Below are 24,752 nucleotides of genomic sequence, written 5' to 3'. Positions count from 1 at the left end.
GCGCATACGCGAATAAAGCGCTTGACCTTCCCACGTTGGAATAGTCCAGGCTCCGTCCTGTTAGAATTCCAAACCATGGAGAACCGCCTATGTGCACCGCTCACCAGCATCATGCCGAAACCACCGCCGCACCTGATAATGCAGGCCTTTCTTTCCACGTTGAAGACATGACCTGCGGTCACTGCGCGGGCGTCATCAAGGGCGCGATCGAAAAGACCGTTCCCGGTGCTGCGGTGCATGCTGACCCTGCCAGCCGCACGGTCGTGGTCGGCGGCGTCGCCGACGCGGCACACATCGCTGAAATCATCACCGCCGCAGGCTACACGCCGGAAGCGCGCGCCTGATTTGAAAAGACACTGGCGGCGCTGTCATCCTGCCGCCGCCGGATCACCCCGCCTGCCCCGCTTCACGCTAAACCTGCGTGACGGCCGTTGAACGATATCGAACTTCGTCCATTCAGCCCTCCTGAACAGACATCTCTCCCAAAGCCGTGGACGAAGATTCACGCCGCTCGCCGTCATGCGCGGGCTTGTCCCGAGGCTCTAAACACGCAGCAAAACGGGAACAACGCAGGTGCTGGGGAACAAGCCAGAGGCCGGCCCAGGAATGTTCGGCGTAGCTCGTCGTTCCCAATCAATATCATGCACATTGTCGAGAAATTTAAACCAGCAGTGGGCTTCATCCAGCATCCGGCCACGCGTGGCGGCACATATCAAGCAATATGGCCCGGCTCGCAGGAGCCGGGCCATATCTCGTCAACCAAGTCAGGTTGGCTTATTTCGTCACCAGATCCTTCGTCATGATGAAGTAGTTGATCGGATGCGGCTTGAAGTTTTCGACCTTGTCCGAATAGGCATCGAAAGCGGTCTCATGGATGAGGTAGACGGTGACGGCTTCATCGTAAACCCTCTTTGCCGCCTCGGCATAGATGGCGTAACGCTTGGCCGGCTCGGCCACCGCATAGGCGGATTTGATCAGCTTGTCCGTCTCTTCGCTGCAATAATGCGAGATGTTGTAACCGCCTGTGCAGGTGTAATCGGCATTGAGGAAGCCGATAGGTTCTGCAACATCGGTGGCGTAACCGCGCGACAGTAGAACCATGTCGAAGTTGCCGGACAGGAGATCGGGCTCGATCGCGGTGTAATCGGCAACGCGAACATCGACCTTGATGCCGATTTCCTGCAATTGGGCCTGGATAACGGCCGCAACATCCTTGAGTTCTGTTCTTTCCGTGTAGGCGAGAAGCGTCAGCTTCAGGCTGCCGGGAGCAACTCCGGCCTCTTTCAGCAGAGCCTTTGCCTTCTCCAGGTCATAAGCGGGTGTGACGTCTTTCGGCGCCCACGGCTCACCCGGTGCGAAAGGCATCGTTGCGGGCTTTACCACGCCTTCGTAGATGCTGTCGGCAATACCTGCGGTATCGATCGCGGCCCGGATCGCCTGCCGAACCTTGATATCCTTGAAAGGCGCCTTTGAATTATTGAGCAGCATTTCGGTAATCCGGGGCACCGTAATCGGCGCAACCTTGACGCCCTTGGCGGCTTCAACGGTCTTTACCGTCCAGGGTGGGATCATGCGCGAAATCTGCACTTCACCGCTTCTTATCTGAGTGGCGCGCGTATCGGCATCCGGAATAAAGTTCACACGGCCGCCCGAGAGCTTCGGCATACCCGCCCAATAGTCATGGTTTGCGGTCATTTCCATATACTGGTTGGCATCGACCTTAGTGATCTTGAAGGGTCCGGTGCAGGTTCCGACGGGATCTACCTTTCCGTCCTTATAGGCTGACGGCGCGAGGATCGAAGTTGCAGGGCTTCCCATTTGCGCCGGCAGCAGCACCGATGGCTCGATGGTCGTGATCTTCACGATATCGTCGCCGCTTGCGTCAACGGCAGCGATCAGCTTCGGCGAAAAGGCCCGGGCCGGAACGGGCGCTTTCAGAAGATTGGTGAGTGCATTGACTGCGGCAGCGGCATTAAGCGGCTCGCCGTTCTGGAACTTCACGCCCTTGCGCAGCTTGAATTCCCAAACCTTCGGTGAGGTCTGCGTCCAGGATTCGGCGAGGCCAGGCTCCAGTGTCGTGTCATAACCGACGCGGACCAGGCTTTCGAAACAGCCGGCGCGCGAACCCAGATAGGCATCGTCGGACGCCATCTGCCAGCCGGTCTTGACGCCCGTATAATCGTCATAGGTGATCGTTCCGGCATTTGCCGCATGCGCTCCAAACGAGACGACAATGGCACATGTCGCCAAAAGTGCGTGCTTCATCATAGAAGATTCCCCTTTTATTTTTGATGATAACGCTCTCAACTCACATTTTTTACGAATATCCATTCAAAATTTTCAACAATTCAACGGACAAAAGAATATTCCATGGATATCATTCGATAATCCATCTGAATAAATTCGATTTTATATTTCCATACTCGGAATTTTATTCCGATATTAATTCAAAAACACACAATTCATCTGCTTTCATCACAACAGAGAACTGTAACTGCGTCGCCTCTCAGCCCAGTTCCTGCCAGCGGTGGCAGCGTGCGAAATGCTCGCCTGCGACCCCTTCCAAAACCGGCTCCACCTCACTGCAGATCGCGGTCGCATATTTGCAGCGGGTGTGAAACTTGCAGCCCTCAGGAGGATTAAGCGGGCTTGGCAGATCGCCGTCGAGAAGCATTTCCGGCGCATATAGGCCGGTCTCGTCAAGCATCGACGAGGCGATGAGAGCCTTGGTGTAGGGATGCTTGGGCGCCCGGAAAAGCTCTTCACGATCAGCGATTTCAACGACGCGCCCGAGATACATTACCGCGATGCGATCACAGAGATATCGCACGACGCGCAGGTCATGGGAAATCATCAGAACCGTCAAACCGTGACGCCGCTTCATGTCCATCAGGAGGTTCAGGATCTGCGTGCGCATCGAGGCGTCGAGCGCCGATGTCGGTTCGTCACAGACGAGGAAGCTCGGATTGAGAAGAAGCGCGCGGCCGATGACGACGCGCTGCAACTGGCCGCCGGAACACTGGCTCGGATAACGGTCATAAAACGAACCGTCCAGGCCAACCTCCTCCAGCATGCGAAAAACACGCGACGTGCGTTCCTCGCGGGTACCGATGCCGTGCTGGGCAAGCGGCGCTTCCATGCTCTGGCCGATGCGCATGCGTGGATCGAGTGCGGAATAAGGATCCTGAAATACCAGTTGCACGACCCGGCGCATACGCCGGAGCGTTTCGCCCTGCATATGCAATATGTCGTGATCTCCGATACTGACCTCACCCTTCGTCGCGTGCGTCAGCCGTGTGATCAACCCTGCGACGGTGCTTTTGCCGCATCCGGATTCGCCGACAAGGCCCAGCACCTCGCCTTCGCCAATCGTCAGGGAAACATCGTCGACGGATTTCACCACACGGTGACCAAAGCCCGATATGGGGTAATATTTGCAGAGATTCTTGGCGACCACGTAGGGCCGCCTGCTGTTTTCCGCCGCTGGCGGCATCTGTGTCATTGCTTTGGACAACATCATCGCCTCCTTCAACAAACCGCGTGGGTGGAATGATCGTGATCGGCATGGTCCTCACCGACTGCCCAGCACCGCGCCTTGCGCCCTTCAGGCAGGGCATTCAGATCCGGTTCCGACGCCATGCAGCGGCTTCCCATGCCCCCGGACTTGGCAAGCGAGCAACGCGGATGAAAGCGGCAACCGCAGGACATGTCATGGGCCTGTGCGCCTGAACCGGGGATCGTCAGCAGTTGTCCCTCGCTGTCAGTGGTCAGCAGGGAGCAACTGATGAGCGCCTTGGTATAGGGATGCTGCGGCGCCTTGAGGATCGCCTGGGTCGGCCCTTCCTCAACGATACGGCCGGCATACATGACCGCAATCCGGTCCGCGAAAGCGGCGACGACCGAGAGATCATGGGTGATCAGCAGCGTGGCAAGCCGGCGTTTGCGGCGTTCATCATCCAGCAGGCGCAGGATCTGTGCCTGGACGGTGACATCAAGCGCCGTCGTCGGTTCGTCGGCGATCAGCAGCTGCGGATTACCCGAGAGTGCTGCGGCAATCATCACGCGTTGCGCCATGCCGCCCGAAAGCTCGTGCGCGAAACATTGCGCCCGCGCCGAGGGATCGGGAATGCCAACATCGGACAGGAGACCGACGACCCGGTTCAGCGCCGCATTCCGGCTCATCTTGCGATGGATCCAGAGCGGCTCGGCAACCTGCGTCCTCACCCGGCTTGTCGGGTCCAGCATGGCCTGCGGCTGCTGGAACAGCATGCTGATATCGGCACCGCGCAGCGCATCGAGTTCGGAGGATGAAAGGGCGAGAATGTCGCGTCCGGCAAAGGAAATGCGGCCGGAATTGATTTCCGCGCCTTGCGGCAGAAGCCGCATCAGCGACAGAGCCGTCATGCTCTTTCCCGATCCGGATTCGCCAACAAGGGCGACGACTTCCCCGGCATTGACGGAAAGCGTCAGGCCCGAAATAACAAACTTGCGACCATTTTGCGCCGGCACCGAAACGTGCAGGTCCTCGATCTCCAGAAGCGGTGCGCATTCGTGGGACATGGCCGTGTTGGCAAGCGTTTGTCCTTCGATATTCATAAGAGTTCCCCTTATTTTTATTGAATCGGAGGCATTTGCGTATTTTCATGCGGCTTCAGACGATATTACTCTCCTTCCGGCCCTGCGGCCCCATCTATGTTTGACAATGGTCAAATCTGTCGTCGCCAGTTTGCTGGCGTCAGTGATTGTTCGTTTTCTTCGTTTCCAGATTGAGGCCATGGCCGATCCACGTCACGCTGAGCGCCGACAGGAAGATCGCGAGACCCGGTGCGATGACGAGAATTGGCATTCGCTCGGCATAGGCCTGTGCATCTGACAGCATCAGCGCCCAGTCGGCAGCCGGCGGCTGCACGCCGAGGCCCAGAAATGACAGACCGCCCACCGTGATCAGCTTGTGGCCAAAGCGCAGGAACGCCACGGCCGCAATCGGCCAAATCGTGTTTGGAATGATGTGCCGGAAGATGATGAAGCGCCGCGTGCAGCCGAGCACCTCGGCAGCGCGGATATATTCGCGGGAATTGATCGACAGCGTCAGTCCCCGCGCCAGCCGCGCAAAAGGCGTCCAGCCGACGATGGTCAGCGACGCGATCAGTGTTCCATATCCCGGGCCAAAGACGGCGACGAGAAAAATTGCGATTACCACGTCAGGTATGGCGATAAGCAGGTCCACCACGCGCATCAGCACTTCATCGAGGACACCGCGGCTGCGGCCGCTGATGATGCCGATGAAAGTTCCGATGACGACCGACAGGATGACGGTGATGGCGGCGATCGTGACCGTAAAACGGCCGCCGATCAGAAGCCGGCTTAAAACATCGCGACCGAGATGGTCCGTTCCCAGCCAATAGGCGGCGCTCGGCGCATTCAGCCTGAGGCGAAGGTTCTGCTGGGCCGGATTATAGGGCGATATCCACGGCGCGATCACCAGCAGCAGGATGATGACGAGAAAGATTGCCGATCCCGCATAGAAGGTCCAGTGTCGCCGGCTGATGAAATCCGCAAACCGGGAGAGTGTCGAAGGGCGTCTGGGCAGGGGCATCGGCATGGCAGCGACAGACGCGCGCGTGGAAAGACTAATGGTCATGTTGACCTCGCATTGCTGGATTGATCAGGACATAGAAGCTGTCGGCCAGGGTATTGACTAGAATGGACAGGGCCACGATGCAGATGAAACCGCCCTGCAGCATCGGGATGTCGCGATTGATCACCGCGTCGTAGAGAAGCCGGCCCATGCCGGGAATGGCGAAGATGACCTCCACGACCACCGATCCGCCAAGCAGGCCGGCAAGCCACAGGGCGAAGAAGGTGACCACCGGCAGCGAGCCGTTGCGGATGCCGTGGCGCATGACCGTGCCGTGCATGCCGAGGCCACGGCTGCGCGCCGCCGTGATATAGGGCGCGCGCAAAACCTCGGCCATGGCGGCGCGCGTGACCTGGGTGAAATAGGCGAGCGGCCGCAGTGTCAGGGTGAGTGCAGGCAGCACCAGCGAACGCCAGCTGTCCCATCCGGCCGAGGGCAACCAGCCTAGATAAAGCGCAAAGACCAGCGCCGACATGGGCGCAAACCAATATTCCGGTGTAGCGACGAAGGTCTGGATCATCAGCGTCGCGAAATTGTCGAGCCGTCCGCCGGGGCGCATGGCAGCCAGCGTACCGAGCGGCAGTGCTACGGCGACCGCGACGGCCAATGCCGTCAGCGCAAGCGTCACCGATACGCCGAGAGAGCGCAGAAGCTCGTTGGCGACGGGCTGGCTGCTGGTGAAGGAAAAACCGAGATCACCGCGCAGTGCATTCCACAGCCATGTGAAATATTGCACGTAAAGCGGCCGGTCGAGCCCGAGACTGGTCCTCAACGCTTCCACCGCATGCGGATCGAGCGCGGTATCGTGCATACGCGAAAAGAGGATCGTGCGTGCCGGGTCACCGCCCGTCATGTAAGGCAAAAGAAACGCGATGACGGAAACAATGGCCAGCATCAGGCACAGAATAAAGAAGCGCTGTATTATCTGCATCCACATGGCCTGCTCTCCTTCATCATGAGTGGCAATTCACACTGCATTCGTGCCCGCTCCCGAAAGGGAATCGGAGGCTTATTTCGCGTGGCGCTGTAGATCCATCGCCGGACCCGACGTCCCCTTCAGCATGCCGGTGCGTTTGGGCACGACGGCAACCGCTGTAAAATCAAGCTCTTCCGCGTGGGCGAGGTCGTGAATGATCGGGCACTCCGGCTCACCATTGTCGGGGCAATAGGTCGCGAGATTTCTAAGCGTATCGGCCATTTCCCGTAGCGTATCCATCTTCGCCTCCAGATCGACAACATGTTCCATGACGATGCGTTTGACATCGCAGGAGGCGCCGCCCGGGTCGCGCCAGAGCGTCATGAGCTGCCTGATCTTTTCGATTGAAAAACCGAGATCGCGCCCGCGGCGGATAAAGCGCAGCGTTTCCAGATCATTGGCCGTATAGACCCGGTATCCGGAATCCGTGCGGTTTGCCGATTTGATCAGGCCGATCATCTCGTAATGCCTGATCATCTTTGCAGAAACACCCGAGGCGGTGGCGGCTGTGCCAATGTTCATCGATCCTGCTCCTATCTTTCCGGGGTGAAAAATACATCAGCATGAATGTCGGCGGTACGCATGCCGCGCGCCAGAAGCTGCGACACCGTTGCCTCGATCATGGCCGGCGGGCCGGCAATATAGGCTTTCCAGCCATCCAGATCGTCGAAATCATCCGCCACGGCCGCACCGACATAACCGCACCTGATATCGACATGGTCCTCATGCGAGAGCACCGGAACGAAACTCAGATTGCCATGCTGCGCGGCGAGATCTCCGAACCGGTCGAGCATATAAAGATCGCGCTTGGCGCGCGCGCCGAAATAGACATGAACCGGGCGTTCGCGGCCCGTCGCAAGCGCGGCCTCGATAACCGCCTTGACGGGCGCAAGCCCCGAACCGCCGGCTATGCCGAGGATCGGCCCGCAATGCTTTTCCCGCAGGAACGAAGAGCCGAAAGGCCCGATTATCGTCACGGGGTCCCCCGCACTGGCGAGCGAGAAGATGCGGCCGCTTGTCATGCCGCCGGGAACGTGCCGGATGTGGAATTCTATCAGTTCCTCGTCCACCCGACTTGCGATGGAGTAATCACGAGGCGAACAATCTGCATAAAGCAGGCGCACATATTGTCCGGGTTTGAAGGCAAAATGCCCGCGCTCATCAAGCTGGATGCGGATGAGCTTGATATCATGTGTCGCATCCACCACCTCCGCCACCACGCCTTCAAAGCGGCCGGTCGGAATGTCAGCGATCTCATCCGCCCCATCGAGCCAGCTGATGGTCATGTCGCTCAACGGCACGGCACGGCAGGCGAGTGTCAGGCCATCCGCCTTTTCCTCTTCGGTCAAGGAGAAGGGCGTATGCTTGAGAAGATCAATCTCTCCTGAAATGAGATGTGACTTGCAAGCCCCGCAGCGGCCCATGCGACACCCGTGCGGATAGCTGATCCCTGCGGTCAATGCCGCCTGAAGCACGGTTTCACCCTGCGCCGCCATGATGCTGCGCCCGATCTGCGGCAGATAGATTGTGTTGCCAGGCGTCACCACATCCGCCTCCTATTCGGCCGCTGCGAGCTGCATGCTCGCCGGTCTGTCCGCGAGCGGTGCACGGAAGCTTTTCAGTCGCAGCGCATTCGTCAATACGAAGACGCTGGAAAGCGCCATGGCTCCCGCAGCAAGGACAGGCGACAGCAGAATGCCGTTGACAGGATACAATATTCCGGCCGCCACCGGAACGAGTGCAGCGTTGTAAGCGAAGGCCCAGAACAGATTCTGGCCGATATTGCGGATGGTCGCCTTGGAGAGCGCGATGGCATTGGCAACGCCACGCAGATCGCCCGACATCAAGACCACATCGGCGCTTTCAATCGCGACATCCGTGCCCGTGCCGATAGCAAGCCCGACATCGGCTGCCGCCAGCGCTGGAGCGTCATTGATGCCATCCCCGACAAAGGCCACCCGTCTTCCGCCGGCGGCAAGCCTCTTGACCGCCTCCACTTTGCCATCGGGCAGAACTTCCGCCACAACCTCGTCAATGCCGAGACGACGGGCAATGGCTTCCGCCGTGCGGCGATTGTCACCCGTGATCATCGTCACCTTGAGGCCCAGCGCATGCAGCGCCGCGATCGCCTCCGGTGTCGTCTGCTTGACCGGATCGGCAACAGCGATGATCGCGGCCAGCCTGCCATCAACGGCAGCATAAAGCGGCGACTGCCCTTCCCTGCCCATTCGCTCGGCATCGTCGACAAAGGCCCCGACATCATAACCGAGTTTCACCATGAACCGGTCGGCACCCGCTTCCACCCGACGGCCATCGACCATCGCCGCGACACCAAAGCCGGGGGTCGCCTCGAAAGCTTCGGCTTCGGCAAGCGCCAGGCCGCCATGTTTTGCAGCCTCGACGATCGCCTCGGCAATCGGATGTTCAGACCGGTTCTCGAGCGAGGCGACGAGGCGCAGGACTTCGTCCACATCGAAACCCCGGGTCGTATTGAAATGCACGAGCTTCGGCTTGCCGAGCGTCAGCGTGCCGGTCTTGTCGACCGCGATGACATCGGCGTCGCGCAGCGTCTGCAGCGCATCGCCACGCCGGAACAGCACGCCCATCTCGGCAGCGCGACCGGTGCCGACCATGATCGACGTCGGCGTGGCAAGGCCCATGGCGCAGGGGCAGGCGATGATGAGAACCGCAACCGCGTTGACCAGCGCGAAGGTCAAGGCCGGATCAGGCCCAAACACGAACCAGATGGCGAAGGTGACGAGTGCGGCCAGCATGACGGCCGGCACGAACCAGTTGGTGACCTTGTCCACCAGCGCCTGAATGGGCAGCTTGTCGGCCTGGGCCTCCTCCACCATGCGAATGATCTGGGCGATCAGCGTATCGCTGCCGACCTTGGTGGCGCGAAAGGTGAAGGAGCCATTGCGGTTCACCGTGCCGCCGACCACCTCGGAACCCTCGGTTTTGGTGACCGGGACCGGCTCACCCGTGATCATCGATTCATCGACATAAGAAGAGCCGCTCAGAACCAGACCATCGACCGGCACTTTCTCGCCGGGGCGAACAACGATCACATCGCCCGTTCGCACATCCTGTAAGGGTACATTGATGCTTTCACCATCGCGCAGCACGCGGGCTGACTTGGCCTGCAGGCCGATGAGCCGCTTTATCGCCTCGCTGGTGCGGCCTTTGGCGCGCGCTTCAAGGAAACGGCCGAGCAGGATCAGCGTGACGATGACCGCTGCTGCCTCATAATAGACGTTGGCCGTGCCGCGCGGCAGGATATCGGGCAGGAAGGTTGCAACCACCGAGAAACCCCAGGCGGCGGCGGTGCCGAGCACCACAAGCGAATTCATGTCCGGTGCAAGCCGCAGAAGTGCGGGAATGCCCTTTTTGAAGAAGCGCAGGCCGGGTCCGAACAGGACAAGCGTGGTCAGTATAAATTGAAGATACCAGCTTTCCCGCATGCCAACCGTTTCCATGACAAAATCATGGATGGCGGGCACCAGATGTGAGCCCATTTCCAAAACGAAGACCGGCAGCGTCAGCGCAGCGGCGACGGCAAGGCTGATTTTCAGGCCGCGCAACTCCGTGGCGCGTCTATCCTGCTCCACATCACCGGCTTTATCGGCGATGATTTCCTTCGCCGTATAACCCGCCCGCTTGATCGCCTCTGCCAGAGTGGTGGCAGAGGCGGCATTGCCCGCCACACGAATCGTGGCGCGCTCGGTCGCCAGATTGACGCTCGCATCGGAAACACCGGAAACGGCCTTCAGCGCCTTTTCGACACGCCCGACGCAGGAGGCGCAGGTCATGCCTTCAATATCGAGTTCAACGGTTTTTTCTTCGACGCCATAACCCGCATGCCGAACCGCGGCGATTACGGCGGGCACATCGGGCGGCCCGGAAAAGGAGATGTCTGCGCGTTCCGTCGCAAGATTGACCGAGGCCTTCAGAACGCCCGGTACCTTGGCGATCGCCTTTTCCACGCGGCCGACACAGGAGGCACACGTCATGCCATCGATCGCAATCTGATGACTCGCCCGGATCTCCATCTGTGACATGCGTATGACCCTTCTTTTCTTGTGTTAAAAAAAAGATAGGGCTTCCCATCGTGGCAAGGTCAATAGGTTCTTTTGGGTGATTTTCGAAGAAATATGCCGTTTGCTTGAGCAGGATTATTTTTTGAGCGCACCACTAGGAACAGAAGCAACCGACGCCTGTACATCAACGCGAATTGGCAATCTGTCCTTGCCGAACCTGCGCTGCAGGGACGCACTTTGTCTGTGGGTGAAGATGGTGCGGACGGCGGGACTTGAACCCGCAAGACCAATGGTCGGCAGATTTTAAGTCTGCTGCGTCTACCGATTTCGCCACGTCCGCATTACCGCGCCTTACCTTGCAGGCAAGCGCTGTAAAAATCCGTCGTCTCCATGGCAACCGGCCCAACGGCCGATCCCAAACGCGACGGAGCCTCATCTACACAGGCCGGGCGGTTTCGGTCAACGGGGCCTTAGCCACACCAGGACTGATTTTTTGCGGAGATCGGATGTGCCAGCCCCTCGCGCACGAGCTGATCGGCGAAAGAAACGCCCGAACGTGAAAGCCGTTTGCGTTCCGTGGCTTGCCCGCCGGCTTCGCCGGAAGACGCCACGTCGAAAGTGCCAGCATTCAGCATGTCGCGAAGCCTGACCTTTGCAATGAAACCACGCTGGCGCTCTTCCATACAGCGCGCCCGGTCGATCTGCGGAACATCGATGCCGGCGATCTGCATCTTCACGCCCTTCATCCAGAAGGTGTTGCCATCAGCCACGCAATTATTGAGGCCGGAGCGGCCGCAGAAGGCGAAGGCGCCGCTTTTTTCGCCGAGCGAGATTTTTTCGACCGAGGGGCGCGTTTCCGGCAGGATAGCGGCAACCTGGCTTGGTTGTGCGACGGAGGGCATGGCGATCGGACGCGGCGGCACCGGGCCGTTGCCGGGTAGAACGGGGGATGCAGGGCGAATGGATGCCACTTTCTCCTCCGTGACTGCATCACGCTTGGTGGCCGTCGCGACTTTCGGGGAATTCGTGGCTGGCGATGTCGCCTTCGCAACATGCCGCTGCGGAAGAAGACTGTCGCGATATTCGTAAGCCTGAATGCCGCCGGCAACGACGCCCAGCATCAGCACCCAGGGCCAAACGCTGCCGCCGCTCGATTTCTTTGCCGTGCGGCGTCGCGCTGTCGATTTTCGGTTGCTCACGATCGGGCTCCTTTCAACGGAGCCGCATTATCGGCCAAAGGAGTTTCCGAAAGGTTGGCATTACCGAGCGTTTTCGTTTTTCAGAGAAACGGTAAAACGCTCTAACGCCTTAATTTCTCGAATTTCCGGATGGGAAATGCTTAAAACAGCTGTGGATAAATCCTCAGCGAACCTGATCGAGCAGGCGCTTGCATTCGAGCAGATCGAACAGGGCTTCCTGCAACAGCGCCTGATCGTCCTTGCCGATGCTCGACTTGCCGACCGATATTTCGGCATCGCTGTTGCCGCCGCCGAAGCCAAAGAAACGTCCGCTCGGCTTGGCTTTTGGACGGCCAACGACCTCGTCCCCATCCATATCGACGACGCGTGGTTCGGCGACTTCCTTTTCACCGCTCGCCGCCATGATGGCTTCCATGGTCGCGAGATCACCGGAGGCAATGGCCGCCACGAAACGGTTGCCATTGGCTTTCAGAAGCTTCTGCACACCCTTGATGGTGTAGCCATGGTCATAAAGAAGGTGACGGATACCCTTCAGAAGATCGATATCGTCAGGGCGGTAATAACGGCGGCCCCCGCCCCGTTTCATCGGCTTGATCTGCGGAAAGCGTGTTTCCCAGAAACGCAGCACATGCTGCGGCAGGTTCAGCTCATCCGCCACTTCACTGATCGTCCGAAACGCGTCGGGGCTTTTGTCCAAATTTCCACTCCCATCCGAACCGAGGCGCCATGCATTCGGCCGGACACTGAACGAGAACGCTTTCCCCTCACCGGTCAAAGGCCACACGCAGGTCCGTCAGACCCTCGCGCCGGCGCCATTGCGGCGAGGTACAAATCACTAAAATTGATTATGATGTGAGTCGACTGGATTTCAACGGCTTGCACGTTGAAATTCAAGTATGTTCACAAGAAGAATAAGGAAAAAGGCTTGTGATACGGCAAAAAGCGCGTGTCACGGCGGCTTCAGGTCGGGCTTATGCCCCTGCCTTCTGGCCCTTCTGCTTGGCCTTGCGGGCCGTATGGGCCTTGAGAATACGCTGTTTCAGCACATTCGAAGCCTTGAAAGTCATGACACGGCGCGGCGAAATCGGAACCTCTTCGCCGGTTTTCGGGTTGCGGCCGATGCGCTCGTTCTTTTCCCGGATCTGGAAAGTCGCAAAAGACGAGAGCTTGACGACCTCGCCGCGCGTGATCGCGTTGCAAATCTCGTCGATGATCGTCTCGACCAGTTCGGCGGATTCGGTGCGGGACAGCCCGACTTTACGAAACACAGATTCTGCAAGATCTGCGCGTGTCACTGTCTTCCCGGCCATTTTTCCCCACAAACCGTGTCTGAATTTTTCTCTAGGAGCCATCGAGATTATTTCCCTTGTGGCGACCGGTCAAGGGATTGTTCCAGATTCATTTGAGACTTTCAGCAATCGGTGCAAGGGCTTAGCGCAGCCGATACGGTTTTGCCACAGGCTGGTGCTACTCAGGCACATGTGACCGGGGGCGTGGGCGCAAAAAACACAACCGATTTCGCGCCCGCACCGTCAAACACGGGAAGGCACCGTTACCAGCGCAGCAGTACCGCACCCCAGGTGAAACCGCCGCCCATGGCCTCAAGCATGACCAGATCGCCCTTCTTGATGCGACCGTCGCTTGCAGCGACAGCCAGCGCCAGCGGAATGGACGCGGCCGAGGTATTGCCGTGCTTGTCGACGGTAATGACGACTTTTTCCGGATCGATATTGAGCTTCTTCGCCGATCCGTCGATGATACGCTTGTTGGCCTGATGGGGAACGAGCCAGTCGAGATCGTCAGACGTCGTGCCCGTTGCCTCGAAGGCCTGCTCGATCACGTCGGTGATCATGCCAACGGCATGCTTGAACACTTCCCGGCCTTCCATGCGCAGATGGCCGACGGTGCCTGTCGTGGACGGTCCGCCATCGACATAGAGCTTTTCCTTATGCGAGCCATCGGAACGCAGCTGTGCGGTCAGGATGCCGCGATCGGCAGAGGTGCCCTCGCCTTCGCCGGCTTCGAGAACGAGAGCGCCTGCGCCGTCACCAAAGAGAACGCAGGTGGTGCGGTCCTTCCAGTCGAGAATGCGCGAGAACGTCTCGGAACCGATCACCAGAACGCGCTTGGCCATGCCGCCGCGAATATAGAGATCGGCGGTCGATACGGCGTAAACGAAACCGGAGCAGACGGCCTGCATGTCGAAGGCGAAACCGTGGGTCATGCCAAGACGGTTCTGTATATTCACCGCGGTTGCCGGAAAGGTATTATCCGGGGTCGAGGTAGCAAGAATGATGAGGTCGATATCGTCAGGCGTCAGGCCGGCATTATCGAGGGCTGCGCGGGCCGCAGCTTCGCCGAGCGATGCGGTGGTTTCACCTTCGCCGGCGATATAGCGCTGCCGGATGCCAGTGCGCTGCACGATCCATTCGTCTGACGTCTCAACGACGCCTTCGATTTCGCTGTTGGTCATGACACGCTTCGGAAGCGCTGCCCCGAAACCACGAACTATAGAGCGGATCATTCCCTTATTCCTCGTCAGCCACGAGAGCTTCGGGCGCCGGGGGCGGAAGCCGTCTTGCGTGGTAAATCTTCAGATCATTTTCAATCTTGGCCGTCAGGCCGTTATGGACCATGTCGTAGCCGACATCGACGGCGGAAGCAAAACCGATGGCATCCGTACCGCCATGGCTCTTGATGACGATGCCGTTCAGGCCGAGAAACACGCCGCCATTGACCTTGCGCGGATCCATCTTTTCCCTGAGCACGTCGAAGGCGCTCTTTGCGAGAACATAACCGATCTTGGCGAAGAAGCTGCGGGAGATCGCCTCACGCAGCAACGTGCTGATCTGGCGGGCGGTGCCTTCGGCCGCCTTCAGCGCGATATTGCCGGTGAAACCTTCGGTCACCACCACATCTACCGTGCCCTTGCCGATATCGTCACCCTCGACGAAACCGCGATAATCGATGGTGCCGAGATCTGCCTCGCGGATCAGCCGTCCGGCCTCGCGAACCTCTTCCTGACCCTTGACCTCCTCGACGCCGACATTGAGCAGGCCGACCGTGGGACGGTCAATATCGAAGAGCGCCCGCGCCATGGCGCCGCCCATCAGGGCGAAATCCAGAAGCTGCTGCGAGTCGGCGCCGATCGTCGCGCCTATGTCGAGCACGATGCTTTCGCCCTTCAGTGTCGGCCAGATGCCGGCGATTGCCGGGCGTTCCACCCGCGCCATGGTGCGCAAACAGAATTTGGCCATGGCCATCAGCGCACCGGTATTGCCGGCGGAAACGGCGACATCAGCCTCCCCGAGTTTCACGGCCTCGATGGCACGCCACATGCTGGAGACGTAGCGGCCGCGGCGCAGCGCCTGGCTGGGCTTCTCGTCCATGCTGACCGAGACTTCACAATCGTGAAAGACCGACTTTTCCCGGAGAGCGGGATATTGTGCCAGAATGGGGTCGCATTTGCTCTTCTGCCCGTAGAGCAGAAAAGTTACATCGTTGTGCCGTTCAAGCGCCTTGGCGGCACCGGGTATGGCAACATCTGGGCCGAAATCGCCACCCATGACGTCAATTGCAATTCTGATCACGCGTCCCTTATCCTTAACTGCCGCCAATCAAGCGGATTTTGCGCGAAAATACCTTTTCCGGCTCTTGTTACAATAAAATTATTTCAGCCCGGCTGGGCCATTCAGTCTTTTTTCCAATCTTTCAGCACGGCAAAGGGCGATGGCCGCTTTTCTTCGTCGGGCTCTTTTTCAGTCTTTGCGGCAAATTCCACGTCCGGCTTGCGCGGATAAGGATCGATGGCAAGCGCCGCAAATTCGGCAACCACGGCACCGACATCGATGCTGTCGCCGGTGAACTGGTCTGGAATGTCAGGCCCATCAGGATCGAGCACGATCTCGCCTTCCTCATTGGTGACCATCCGCGCCAGCTTCGATCCTTCCGGAACGAAAATCTGCTCCACGGTCTCATCGATCTTGCTCGAGACGGGTTCCAGCGTGACGACGCAGGATTGAGTGACCGCCGCATGCACCTCACCCTTGACCTTCACGCCATCCTTTTTCCAGCGGGTGACTTGCAGCTCCGCCTTCAAATATTCGACGGAGACCACATCCCAGAATTTCGCCAGGGCCTCCAGTTCCTCGGCACTGGCTTCTAGACCAATCCTGACGGGATTGGCGGAAATATGGCCTACCTTGACGGGATAGGAAAAAGGCAGGTCGTCATTTGCGGCGTGTCGCGTGGTCATGGTGAACCTCATTGTCCAGGCAGGGGCAGTGTCAGGCTTCCGGTTGCTATCGTCTCTTCGGACTGGGCGGCAAGGGCCTGCGATGTTTCCATCATCCAGCCCGCCAGCCCTTCCATATCGGGGGCCTTGTCGTCTGCCTGCGGATATATATTGCGCCGGAGTGCGGCGGCAAGAGCTGTGCGGTCGGATGCATCCAGTGCCGCCGCATAGGATTCGAGCCGTCCATAGAACATGCCAGCGAATTTCTTCATGCGTTTCGGCACGCCCTGGTCACCTATTCCCAATTCACGGATGGAGTGATCCAGATCCTGGAAAAAGGCGTCGATGATCTCCTGGGCGATCTCCTGCCCGCTGACACCTGATGATTTGGTGCGGCGGAAATAGAGAATCATGATGGCCGAGAGCATCTCGAAACGGCCCATGACCGTATCGGGAACACCGAGATCGAGATAAAACCCGGGCGTGCGTGCGGCCGCCGTCAAAGTCGCATATTGCCGGTCGACTATGGCGCGGTTGTTGTTTTTCTTCTTGAACAGCCCGAATATCATCGTTTTTTTTCCGAAGGGGACGGGTGAATGCGCTTACCGCCCATCGCACTTGTTGCATGATCGTCAAAGCTGGTTTACCGAAGCATCCACGAATTGCAATGCTGTCACGGTCACGTTCGTCTTTGGGCTGAAACAGTCGAAGAGAACCCGAGGAGTTCCAAAAGGCCGGGAAAGCATTGAATTTGGGGGGTGATCGGGATTTTCCGTCCCCGGATTGACACAATCATGTGCACAGACACTGTGCACCACGCAATGCCGGAAGGTGCCATTCATGATCGCAGTCGGGGAAAAGCAGTTGAGCAAGCAGAAATCCGCAAGTCACGGCAAAATTCTGAGCAAGACCGCCATCGCAATCGTCCTTGCATCCGGCCTGCTTTCCGCCTGCACCAGCACGACGGACGTATTTCACAACGGCTATGTCATGGACGAGCAGTCGCTCCAGCTGATCCCGGAAGGCTCGAGCCGTGAGCAGGTTCTCCTGACCATGGGCACGCCCTCCACCACCGCGACCTTCGGCAACGAAGTGTTCTATTACATCTCGCAGAAGCGCGTGCGCCGCGCGGCCTTCATGAAGCCGTCGCTGGTCGAACAGAACATTCTCGCGATCTATTTCAACAAGGACGGCGTCATCGAGCGCAAGGCCAACTACACAATGCAGGACGGCAAGGTCTTCGATACTATTTCGCGCACCACGCCCACCGGCGGCAAGGATCTCACCTTCCTGCAGCAGCTGCTCTCCGGCGGCACCTCGGGCGCCAATATCGCCAAGAGCATTCTCGGCCAGGGCGGCAACACGCCCTGACCTCAGCGGGAACGGAAATTCAAAGGCCCGGGGATCGCTCCCCGGGCCTTTTCATTTGTCGAAACGGTGGCCTTCAGTGGGCAAGAACCGCCAGCAGCAGCAGCGCCACGATATTGGTAATCTTGATGGCCGGGTTGACCGCCGGACCCGCGGTATCCTTGTAGGGGTCGCCAACCGTGTCGCCGGTCACCGATGCCTTGTGCGCCTCGGAACCCTTGACGTGGCGTACGCCATCCTTGTCGACGAAGCCATCTTCGAAGCTCTTTTTGGCGTTATCCCACGCACCACCTCCAGACGTCATGGAAATCGCCACGAACAGGCCATTGATGATGACTCCGAGCAGCGAGGCGCCCAGAGCCGCAAAGGCCGAGGCCTTGGAGCCCGAGATCAGTAGCACGCCGAAATAGACCACGAGAGGCGCCAGAACCGGCAGAAGAGACGGGATGACCATTTCCCTGATCGCCGCCCTGGTCAGCAGGTCCACGGCCTTGCCGTAGTCAGGCTTTTCCGTGCCGGCCATGATGCCGGGTTTTTCGCGGAACTGGCGACGGACTTCCTCGACGATGGCGCTCGCCGCCTTGCCCACCGCCGTCATGGCGATGCCGCCAAAGAGATAGGGGATGAGACCACCGAACAGCAGGCCGGCGACCACGTAAGGGTTGGCGAGGCTGAAGGAAATCTCGCCTATATCCTTGAAGTAGGGATAGGTATCGCCATTGGCGGCGAAATAGGACAGGTCGTTGGCATAGGCGGCAAACAACACCAAGGCGCCGAGACCGGCCGAGCCGATGGCATAACCCTTGGTTACGGCCTTGGTGGTATTACCAACGGCATCCAGCGCGTCGGTCGCCTTGCGAACGTCCGGATCAAGACCAGCCATTTCAGCGATGCCGCCGGCATTGTCCGTGACCGGGCCGAAAGCGTCGAGCGCGACGATCATGCCGGCGAGACCAAGCATGGCGGTAACGGCGATACCGGTGCCAAACAGGCCGCCGAGCTGGTAGGTTGCGATAATGCCGCCGACGATGACGATGGCGGGCAGCGCCGTCGATTCCAGCGAGACCGCAAGGCCCTGAATGACGTTGGTACCATGGCCGGTAACCGATGCCTGGGCGATGGAATTGACCGGGCGTTTGTTGGTGCCGGTATAATATTCGGTGATGACGACGATCAGCGCCGTTACGACAAGGCCGACCAATCCGCAGAAGAAGAGGTTCGTGCCAGTGATCTCCATGCCGGCCACCGTACCGATCGTTCCCCAGCCGACGGTGGCATAGGTTGCCACCGCAAGGCCAACGACGGAAAAGATGCCCGTGGCGATAAGGCCCTTGTAGAGCGCACCCATGATGGAATTGTTGGTGCCGAGTTTCACGAAGAAAGTGCCGGCAATCGAGGTCAGGATGCAGGCGCCGCAGATTGCCAGCGGATAGACCATTGCGCTTTCCAGTATCGGCGTTCCCGCAAAGAAGATGGCGGCGAGAACCATGGTCGCGACAACGGAGACGGCATAGGTTTCGAAGAGGTCAGCCGCCATGCCAGCGCAATCGCCGACATTGTCACCCACGTTATCGGCAATGGTTGCCGGGTTGCGCGGGTCGTCCTCGGGAATGCCGGCCTCGACCTTGCCGACGAGGTCACCGCCGACATCGGCGCCCTTGGTGAAGATGCCACCGCCGAGACGGGCGAAGATGGAGATCAGCGATGCGCCGAAGCCGAGCGACACCAGAGCATCGATCACCTCACGTGATCCGGGCGCATGGCCCATCACCGAGGTTAGGATAAAATAATAAATGGAGACGCCGAGCAGTGCGAGGCCCGCGACAAGCATGCCGGTGATGGCCCCCGACTTAAAGGCGATATCGAGACCGGCGGAAAGGCTGTGCGAGGCGGCCTGCGCGGTGCGCAGATTGGCGCGTACGGAGACATGCATGCCGACAAAACCGGCGACACCGGACAGAACCGCGCCGATGATGAAGCCGATGGCCGCCATGGAGGACAAGAGATACCAGGCCAGAACGGCGACGATCAGTCCGACGATGGCGATGGTGAGATATTGACGGGTGAGATAAGCTTGCGCACCTTCACGGATATAACCTGCTATTTCACGCATGCGCTCGTTGCCCTGATCGGCATCGAGAACGCTTTTGGTGGCCCATACCGCGTAAACGACGGACAGGACACCGCATAAAATTACGATTGGTATTACGGTCATGCGCACTTACCTCCCTAAAGGCCGGGTCTCACTCCCTCCCCGGCGCGGCGAAACCTTGTGCAGAGGGGGATGGACGGCGTGTCCGAAGTCCCCCGATTGGGCATTTGTTCCCCTCCCAAGGAAAAATGTCCTGAGTGCCGAGATTGCGTTGGCGAAAGGTGTCGCGTCAAGCCCACAAATTTGCCTGAAACTTGAAAGGTGTAGCGCGGAGCGCGCGACTCAGGCGGCTCTCTTCTGCTTCGTGAGGATGAGTGAGAGGACGAGCAGGAAGCAGAGCCCGGCCACCGGCCAGATGACGAGGTTCATTACCGACCAGCCCCAGGCCGTAAACACCTTGCCGGAAGAGAAGGATGACAGCGCCACGGTCCCAAACAGCACGATATCGTGGAAGCCCTGCACCTTGTCCGCCTCATGCGGGCGGTAGCTTGACGTGATGATGGCGGTTGCGCCGATGAAACCGAAATTCCAGCCGAGACCGAGAAGGATAAGCGCCGCCCAGAAATTCCAAAGTTCTATGCCCATATGGGCGACGATGGCGCAGGCCATCAGCACGATGAGGCCCGCCGCCACGATTCTTTCCGCACCGAATCGGGAGATCAGCATGCCGGTGAAGAAGCTCGGCGCGAACATGGCCAGAACGTGCCACTGGATGCCGAGCGTGGCGAGTTCGGTCGGGAAACCACAGCCGACCACCATGGCAAGCGGTGCGCCGGTCATCATGAAGGTCATCAGGGCGTAGGAGCCTATGCCGCAGATCATGCCGGTGACGAAACGCTGGGTACGGACGATCTCCGAAAGTGGTCTCACCGCCTCTGTATGGGTAGTCGCGGCCTTTGGATCAGGCAATTTCAGAAATGCCAGAATGGCGATCGAGACGAGGCCAAGCGGCACCAGCGCGATGAAAGCCCCGGCGAAGGTAACCGGTGCGAGCAGGTCCTTGCCGAGAATAGCCAGTTGCGGCCCAACAATGGCCGAGATGATGCCGCCTGCCAGAATCCAGGAAATCGCCTTTGGCTTGAAAAAGGAAGGCGATGCATCAGCCGCCGCAAAGCGGATTTTCTGCGTGAAGCCGCCGGAAATGCCGATCAGCAGCAGGCCGGCGGCAAAAAGCCAGAAATCCGAACGGAAGAGCGCGACCGCAGCGATGCCGCCGCCGATGGAACACATCAGCGCGCCGACCATGAAGCCGGCCTTACGGCCGAGGAAGCGGGATGCGGCCGCAACGCAGATCGCGCCCAGCGCCACGCCAATGTTGAAGCCGGTAAGCGGAGCGGTTGCGAGCGACTTGTCGGCGCCGAGCAGCTGATAACCTGCGAGCGCGCCGACAGAAAAGCTTAAAGGCGCGGCCGATCCCATGATCGCCTGCGTCATGGTCAGGAGGAAGACGTTGCGCTTCGCCGCGTCCAGTTGAACTTCAAGTCCGGGGACGGAAACGGCGCTCATGTCTTCCTCATCTAACGTATTTTAGCGTTTTGCCTCGCCGCGCACCTGTTTGGCAATGCGGTCAAGCACCGCATTCACCAGCTTCGGCTCATCATGTTCGAAGAAAGCGCGGGCGATTTCGACATATTCCGTGACGATGACGGCAACTGGCACGTCCTTACGCTCCAGAATCTCGAAGGTACCGGCACGCAGGATGGCGCGAACGGTGGCATCGAGACGCGACAGCGGCCAGTCTTCCAGAAGGGCTGAGCGCACCAGCGGGTCGATCTTCGTCTGGTCGCGCACGACGCCCGAAACGATCGAACGGAACCACGACGGATCGGCCTTCAGATAGGTATCGCCGTCGACTTCCTGGCCGAGACGGTGCGCCTCATATTCGGCGACGACTTCCATCACGCCGGTACCGCCGACATCCATCTGGTACAGCGCCTGCACGGCCGCAAGGCGGGCCGCGCCGCGCTGGTTGGCGGGCTTTACCGAAGGCTGGCGCGGTTCACCGCCGTTTTCAACATCCGACATGCGTTCAGCCACCCAGTTTCTTTTTCAGCTCGATCATGGTGAGCGCCGCGCGGGCGGCGAAACCGCCCTTGTCCTTGTCGGAGCGGCGCACGCGCGCCCAGGCCTGCTCGTCATTTTCGACGGTGAGGATGCCATTGCCGATCGGCAGCGATTCGCTGACGGCAAGATCCATGAGCGCGCGGGAGGATTCGTTGGCGACGATATCGAAGTGATATGTCTCACCACGAATGACCATGCCGAGTGCGACGAAACCGTCATATTCCGTGCCGTCATTGTCGGCGCCATCAAGGGCCATCGCGATGGCGGCGGGGATTTCCAGCGCGCCGGGAACGGTGATGACGTCATAGGTGGCGCCGGCCTCATCAAGCGCGAACTTCGCGCCTTCAAGAAGAGCGTCGGCCATATCATCGTAAAAACGTGCTTCCACGATAAGAAGATGGGGTTTGGACATGATATTTTCCTGAAAAGCTTGATGCCGGATCATACCGGCTTTTGCGGCGGTCAAACCACGGCTGGCTGTTTTTGGCAAGTAATTTCATGTGTCAGCGGCGCAAGGGGCCGCGTCCGCCGGGCATTTGACCCGATTTCAAGCTTCCCGGCGCGGCTCCGCGACAATCAGGTTTTCTGGAAGGCGAGATGGACGCCGAGCCCCATCAGTACCGTTCCGGCAGCACGGCGGGCAAGCATCTGCACCGCACCCAAGGACGTGGGCTGGCTGAATTCCGGCCCAAGGCCGGAATGACGGGAGAGAAATTTTCAGCCTTGGAGCATCGTCTGCTTAAGCCGAGGGAAATTCCGCAAGCCGTGCGGCGTAACGCGCCATGGTGTCGACCTCGAAATTGACGAAGTCGCCCGGCTGGCGCTCGCCCCAAGTGGTGACGGTGAGTGTGTGGCGGATCAGCAGCACGTCGAAATCCGTGCCTTCGACCGCGTTGACGGTGAGCGATGTGCCGTCGAGTGCGATGGAACCCTTGGGCGCCACGAATTTCGCCAGATGTTCCGGCGCACGCAGGCGGATACGCACCGCCTCGCCTTCGGATTCCACGGACAGGATCTCCGCCTTGCCGTCCACATGGCCGGAGACGATGTGGCCGCCGAGCTCGTCGCCGATCTTCAGAGCGCGCTCCAGATTGACATGCGTGCCTTTTTGCCAGCCGGCAATGGTCGTGAGACGCAGCGCCTCTTCCCAGGCCTCGACCTCGTACCAGCGCTCGTTACTGCCGTCTTCCGGCAGCTTCGTCACCGTCAGGCAAACGCCGCCATGGGAGATCGACGCGCCCATATCGATGGTCTTCGGATCGTAATTGGTCGCCACGCGCAGGCGAACACCCTCCGGCAGTGCTTCCAGCTCGGACACGGTTCCGACGTCGGTGACAATTCCGGTAAACATCAAATCAGCCTTTCATAACAGAAGCAGCGATCCGGCCCATAAGCGGTTTCGCTGACAAGAGCATAGTCGCCCGTGATATCAGCACGGTTGAGCGGCGTTTCAATGCCGCCCTCACCAATCACGACAGGGCTTTCGAACAGCATGATACGGTCCACCAGTCCGGCTTCAAGGAATGATTTTGCGGCAAATGCGCCGCCTTCGACCAGAAGTTCCGACATGCCACTTTCGGCGAGGGTGTGGAGGAGGTTTTCGAGCGATGGAGCTTCGAGGATCTGGACGCCGGCGCTGGTTAGTTGTTGGCGTCGGAGGTCGAGGTTATCCCCCTCTGCCCTGCCGGGCATCTCCCCCTCAAGGGGGGAGATCGGCAAGGGGCTGGCCGCTCGTGCAAACCTCGATCCGGCGTCCGCTTTTACAGCGTTCGATGCAGGGCTAGACGGCGCTCCATCGATCTCCCCCCTTGAGGGGGAGATGCCCGGCAGGGCAGAGGGGGGTAAAGCGGCAATCACCACCGGCACTTCACGCGCCGTTCGCACCAACTTGGACGAAAGCGGCAACTCAAACTGACGATCCAGCACGATCCGCACCGGCGAGCGATCCTCAAGACCTGCGATTCGGACCGTCAGTTCCGGATCATCCGCAATGGCGGTCCTGATACCAACGAGAATGCAATCACAACGCGCCCGCAACTCATGCACAGCATGGCGAGCCTCGGGCCCGGTGATCGCCACCTGCCCCTCGCCTTTCCTGCCGATCATGCCGTCAGCAGAAACCGCAAGCTTCAGAATCACATGCGGACGTTTTTTCATCTGTCGTGTGAGGTAACCGGCGAGCGCCCGTTGTGCTTCGGCACGCAGCAGACCGGTTTCCACAACGATGCCAGCATCGCGCAATATCTGATAACCACGGCCGGAGACGCGCTCGTCCGGATCGTCCACCGCCACCACGACACGGGCAACGCCATATTCCACCAGCGCGTTCGCGCAAGGCGGGGTTTTGCCCCAGTGTGAACAGGGTTCGAGCGTGACATAGGCCGTTGCGCCGCGCGCTGCCTCGCCGGCCAGTTCCAGCGCCTGGCGTTCGGCATGGGGGCGTCCGCCTATGGCGGTCACGGCTTCGGCGATGATTTGTCCGTCTTTGACGAGAACACAACCGACGGAGGGGTTGGTCAGCGTCTGGCCCTGGTGGCGAAGCGAAACCTCGATGGCCCGCGCCATGAACCTTTCGTCATCGGCACGGCTCATCACTTCTATGCTCCAGCGTCAGTGTCGCGCGCGATCTTGGCGTTGATTTCGGCAATGACGTTCTCGAAATCTTCGGCATGGCTGAAATCGCGATAGACGGAGGCGTAGCGCACGAACGCCACGTCATCGAGGCTTTTCAGCGCTTCCAAAACCTGCAGGCCGATTTCTTCCGAGGGTATTTCCGTCTCGCCGGAGCTTTCCAGACGGCGGGCAATGCCCGACACGGCGCGCTCGATCCGGTCACGATCAACCGGTCGCTTGCGCAGCGCGATCTCGAAGGAACGCACCAGCTTTTCGCGGTCGAAAGGAAGCTTGCGGCCGCTTTTCTTGATGACCATCAGCTCGCGCAGTTGCACGCGTTCATAGGTCGTAAAGCGGCCGCCGCAATCCGGGCAGATGCGCCGCCGGCGGATGGAGGTGTTATCCTCCGCCGGACGCGAGTCCTTGACCTGTGTGTCTTCGGAACCGCAGAATGGGCAGCGCATCGTC

24 protein-coding genes, 1 tRNA gene and 1 pseudogene are annotated in these 24,752 nt (G+C 59.5%); 2 read left to right on the top strand and 24 right to left on the bottom strand.

What is annotated here, in order from left to right; genetic code table 11:
• The first annotated feature begins 89 nt into the window (after window positions 1–89).
• Window positions 90–344 carry a heavy-metal-associated domain-containing protein gene (locus ACFVTJ_RS08910; protein WP_386906477.1) on the top strand — a complete coding sequence of 85 codons (255 nt, stop codon included), beginning with the start codon at window positions 90–92 and terminating at the stop codon, window positions 342–344.
• 430 nt (window positions 345–774) lie between these two features.
• Here the strand turns inward: ACFVTJ_RS08910 and ACFVTJ_RS08905 are convergent, their stop codons facing one another.
• From ACFVTJ_RS08905 to ACFVTJ_RS08830, 16 genes are all read right to left on the bottom strand, one after another.
• A complete protein-coding gene (locus ACFVTJ_RS08905; protein WP_386906475.1) occupies window positions 775–2,268 on the bottom strand; it encodes an ABC transporter substrate-binding protein in 1,494 nt (497 codons plus the stop codon).
• A 238-nt stretch (window positions 2,269–2,506) separates the two neighbouring features.
• Window positions 2,507–3,517: an ABC transporter ATP-binding protein gene (locus ACFVTJ_RS08900; protein ID WP_386906473.1), complete on the bottom strand. Its 1,011-nt coding sequence runs from the start codon at window positions 3,515–3,517 to the stop codon at window positions 2,507–2,509.
• Window positions 3,518–3,528: 11 nt separating this feature from the next.
• A complete protein-coding gene (locus ACFVTJ_RS08895; RefSeq protein WP_386906471.1) occupies window positions 3,529–4,596 on the bottom strand; it encodes an ABC transporter ATP-binding protein in 1,068 nt (355 codons plus the stop codon).
• 139 nt (window positions 4,597–4,735) lie between these two features.
• Window positions 4,736–5,641 carry an ABC transporter permease gene (locus ACFVTJ_RS08890; protein WP_386906469.1) on the bottom strand — a complete coding sequence of 302 codons (906 nt, stop codon included), beginning with the start codon at window positions 5,639–5,641 and terminating at the stop codon, window positions 4,736–4,738.
• Window positions 5,631–6,575 (bottom strand): ABC transporter permease, encoded by a 945-nt coding sequence (locus ACFVTJ_RS08885; RefSeq protein ID WP_386906467.1) that lies wholly within the window; start codon window positions 6,573–6,575, stop codon window positions 5,631–5,633. The genes ACFVTJ_RS08890 and ACFVTJ_RS08885 overlap by 11 nt, the downstream gene beginning before the upstream one ends.
• Window positions 6,576–6,647: 72 nt before the next feature.
• Entirely contained in the window at window positions 6,648–7,136 is a 489-nt protein-coding gene (gene cueR, locus ACFVTJ_RS08880; protein WP_386906465.1) for a Cu(I)-responsive transcriptional regulator, read from the bottom strand.
• 11 nt (window positions 7,137–7,147) lie between these two features.
• Window positions 7,148–8,158, bottom strand: coding sequence for a 2Fe-2S iron-sulfur cluster-binding protein (locus tag ACFVTJ_RS08875; RefSeq protein ID WP_386906463.1), 1,011 nt, complete (start codon window positions 8,156–8,158; stop codon window positions 7,148–7,150).
• 12 nt (window positions 8,159–8,170) lie between these two features.
• Window positions 8,171–10,675 (bottom strand): heavy metal translocating P-type ATPase, encoded by a 2,505-nt coding sequence (locus tag ACFVTJ_RS08870; RefSeq protein WP_386906461.1) that lies wholly within the window; start codon window positions 10,673–10,675, stop codon window positions 8,171–8,173.
• Window positions 10,676–10,908: 233 nt separating this feature from the next.
• A tRNA-Leu gene (locus ACFVTJ_RS08865) sits at window positions 10,909–10,994 on the bottom strand.
• 130 nt (window positions 10,995–11,124) lie between these two features.
• Window positions 11,125–11,853: a nuclease gene (locus tag ACFVTJ_RS08860; protein ID WP_386906459.1), complete on the bottom strand. Its 729-nt coding sequence runs from the start codon at window positions 11,851–11,853 to the stop codon at window positions 11,125–11,127.
• Window positions 11,854–12,016: 163 nt separating this feature from the next.
• On the bottom strand, window positions 12,017–12,550 hold the full coding sequence (locus tag ACFVTJ_RS08855; RefSeq protein ID WP_386906458.1) for a MerR family transcriptional regulator: 534 nt from the start codon (window positions 12,548–12,550) through the stop codon (window positions 12,017–12,019).
• A gap of 274 nt (window positions 12,551–12,824) precedes the next feature.
• Complete coding sequence (locus tag ACFVTJ_RS08850) at window positions 12,825–13,163, bottom strand: integration host factor subunit alpha (RefSeq protein ID WP_003502236.1); 339 nt, start codon at window positions 13,161–13,163, stop codon at window positions 12,825–12,827.
• A 242-nt stretch (window positions 13,164–13,405) separates the two neighbouring features.
• Window positions 13,406–14,377 carry a beta-ketoacyl-ACP synthase III gene (locus tag ACFVTJ_RS08845; RefSeq protein WP_386906455.1) on the bottom strand — a complete coding sequence of 324 codons (972 nt, stop codon included), beginning with the start codon at window positions 14,375–14,377 and terminating at the stop codon, window positions 13,406–13,408.
• 4 nt (window positions 14,378–14,381) lie between these two features.
• Window positions 14,382–15,443: a phosphate acyltransferase PlsX gene (gene plsX / locus ACFVTJ_RS08840; protein ID WP_004441191.1), complete on the bottom strand. Its 1,062-nt coding sequence runs from the start codon at window positions 15,441–15,443 to the stop codon at window positions 14,382–14,384.
• Window positions 15,444–15,544: 101 nt separating this feature from the next.
• Window positions 15,545–16,108 carry a YceD family protein gene (locus tag ACFVTJ_RS08835; protein ID WP_386906453.1) on the bottom strand — a complete coding sequence of 188 codons (564 nt, stop codon included), beginning with the start codon at window positions 16,106–16,108 and terminating at the stop codon, window positions 15,545–15,547.
• Window positions 16,109–16,116: 8 nt separating this feature from the next.
• Entirely contained in the window at window positions 16,117–16,656 is a 540-nt protein-coding gene (locus ACFVTJ_RS08830; protein ID WP_386906451.1) for a ubiquinol-cytochrome C chaperone family protein, read from the bottom strand.
• 271 nt (window positions 16,657–16,927) lie between these two features.
• Here ACFVTJ_RS08830 and ACFVTJ_RS08825 point away from each other — a divergent pair, with 271 nt between their 5' ends.
• Entirely contained in the window at window positions 16,928–17,458 is a 531-nt protein-coding gene (locus ACFVTJ_RS08825) for an outer membrane protein assembly factor BamE (RefSeq protein WP_386906449.1), read from the top strand.
• A 73-nt stretch (window positions 17,459–17,531) separates the two neighbouring features.
• Here the strand turns inward: ACFVTJ_RS08825 and ACFVTJ_RS08820 are convergent, their stop codons facing one another.
• The 8 genes and pseudogenes from ACFVTJ_RS08820 to nrdR all read right to left on the bottom strand — a co-directional run bounded on the left by ACFVTJ_RS08820 (window position 17,532) and on the right by nrdR (window position 24,748).
• Entirely contained in the window at window positions 17,532–19,670 is a 2,139-nt protein-coding gene (locus ACFVTJ_RS08820) for a sodium-translocating pyrophosphatase (protein ID WP_386906447.1), read from the bottom strand.
• A 219-nt stretch (window positions 19,671–19,889) separates the two neighbouring features.
• Entirely contained in the window at window positions 19,890–21,113 is a 1,224-nt protein-coding gene (locus ACFVTJ_RS08815) for an MFS transporter (protein WP_386906445.1), read from the bottom strand.
• 21 nt (window positions 21,114–21,134) lie between these two features.
• Window positions 21,135–21,632 carry a transcription antitermination factor NusB gene (gene nusB, locus ACFVTJ_RS08810; protein WP_010971444.1) on the bottom strand — a complete coding sequence of 166 codons (498 nt, stop codon included), beginning with the start codon at window positions 21,630–21,632 and terminating at the stop codon, window positions 21,135–21,137.
• A gap of 4 nt (window positions 21,633–21,636) precedes the next feature.
• Window positions 21,637–22,116 carry a 6,7-dimethyl-8-ribityllumazine synthase gene (locus ACFVTJ_RS08805; RefSeq protein WP_386906443.1) on the bottom strand — a complete coding sequence of 160 codons (480 nt, stop codon included), beginning with the start codon at window positions 22,114–22,116 and terminating at the stop codon, window positions 21,637–21,639.
• 131 nt (window positions 22,117–22,247) lie between these two features.
• A pseudogene (locus ACFVTJ_RS08800) lies at window positions 22,248–22,328 on the bottom strand (LysE family translocator); the annotation flags it as partial.
• 82 nt (window positions 22,329–22,410) lie between these two features.
• Window positions 22,411–23,022: a riboflavin synthase gene (locus ACFVTJ_RS08795; RefSeq protein ID WP_386906441.1), complete on the bottom strand. Its 612-nt coding sequence runs from the start codon at window positions 23,020–23,022 to the stop codon at window positions 22,411–22,413.
• Entirely contained in the window at window positions 23,022–24,266 is a 1,245-nt protein-coding gene (gene ribD / locus ACFVTJ_RS08790) for a bifunctional diaminohydroxyphosphoribosylaminopyrimidine deaminase/5-amino-6-(5-phosphoribosylamino)uracil reductase RibD (RefSeq protein ID WP_386906440.1), read from the bottom strand. The genes ACFVTJ_RS08795 and ribD overlap by 1 nt, the downstream gene beginning before the upstream one ends.
• Before the next feature lie 2 nt (window positions 24,267–24,268).
• Window positions 24,269–24,748: a transcriptional regulator NrdR gene (nrdR, locus tag ACFVTJ_RS08785; protein ID WP_003512508.1), complete on the bottom strand. Its 480-nt coding sequence runs from the start codon at window positions 24,746–24,748 to the stop codon at window positions 24,269–24,271.
• Between the last annotated feature and the right edge of the window lie 4 nt (window positions 24,749–24,752).

Origin of the sequence: Agrobacterium sp. NPDC058088, from assembly GCF_042885035.1 — a bacterium.
In the GTDB taxonomy this organism is placed as follows: Bacteria; Pseudomonadota; Alphaproteobacteria; order Rhizobiales; family Rhizobiaceae; genus Agrobacterium.
Note: the sequence above shows the minus strand (reverse complement) of the source record. Positions and strands in the feature narration are given on the sequence as shown.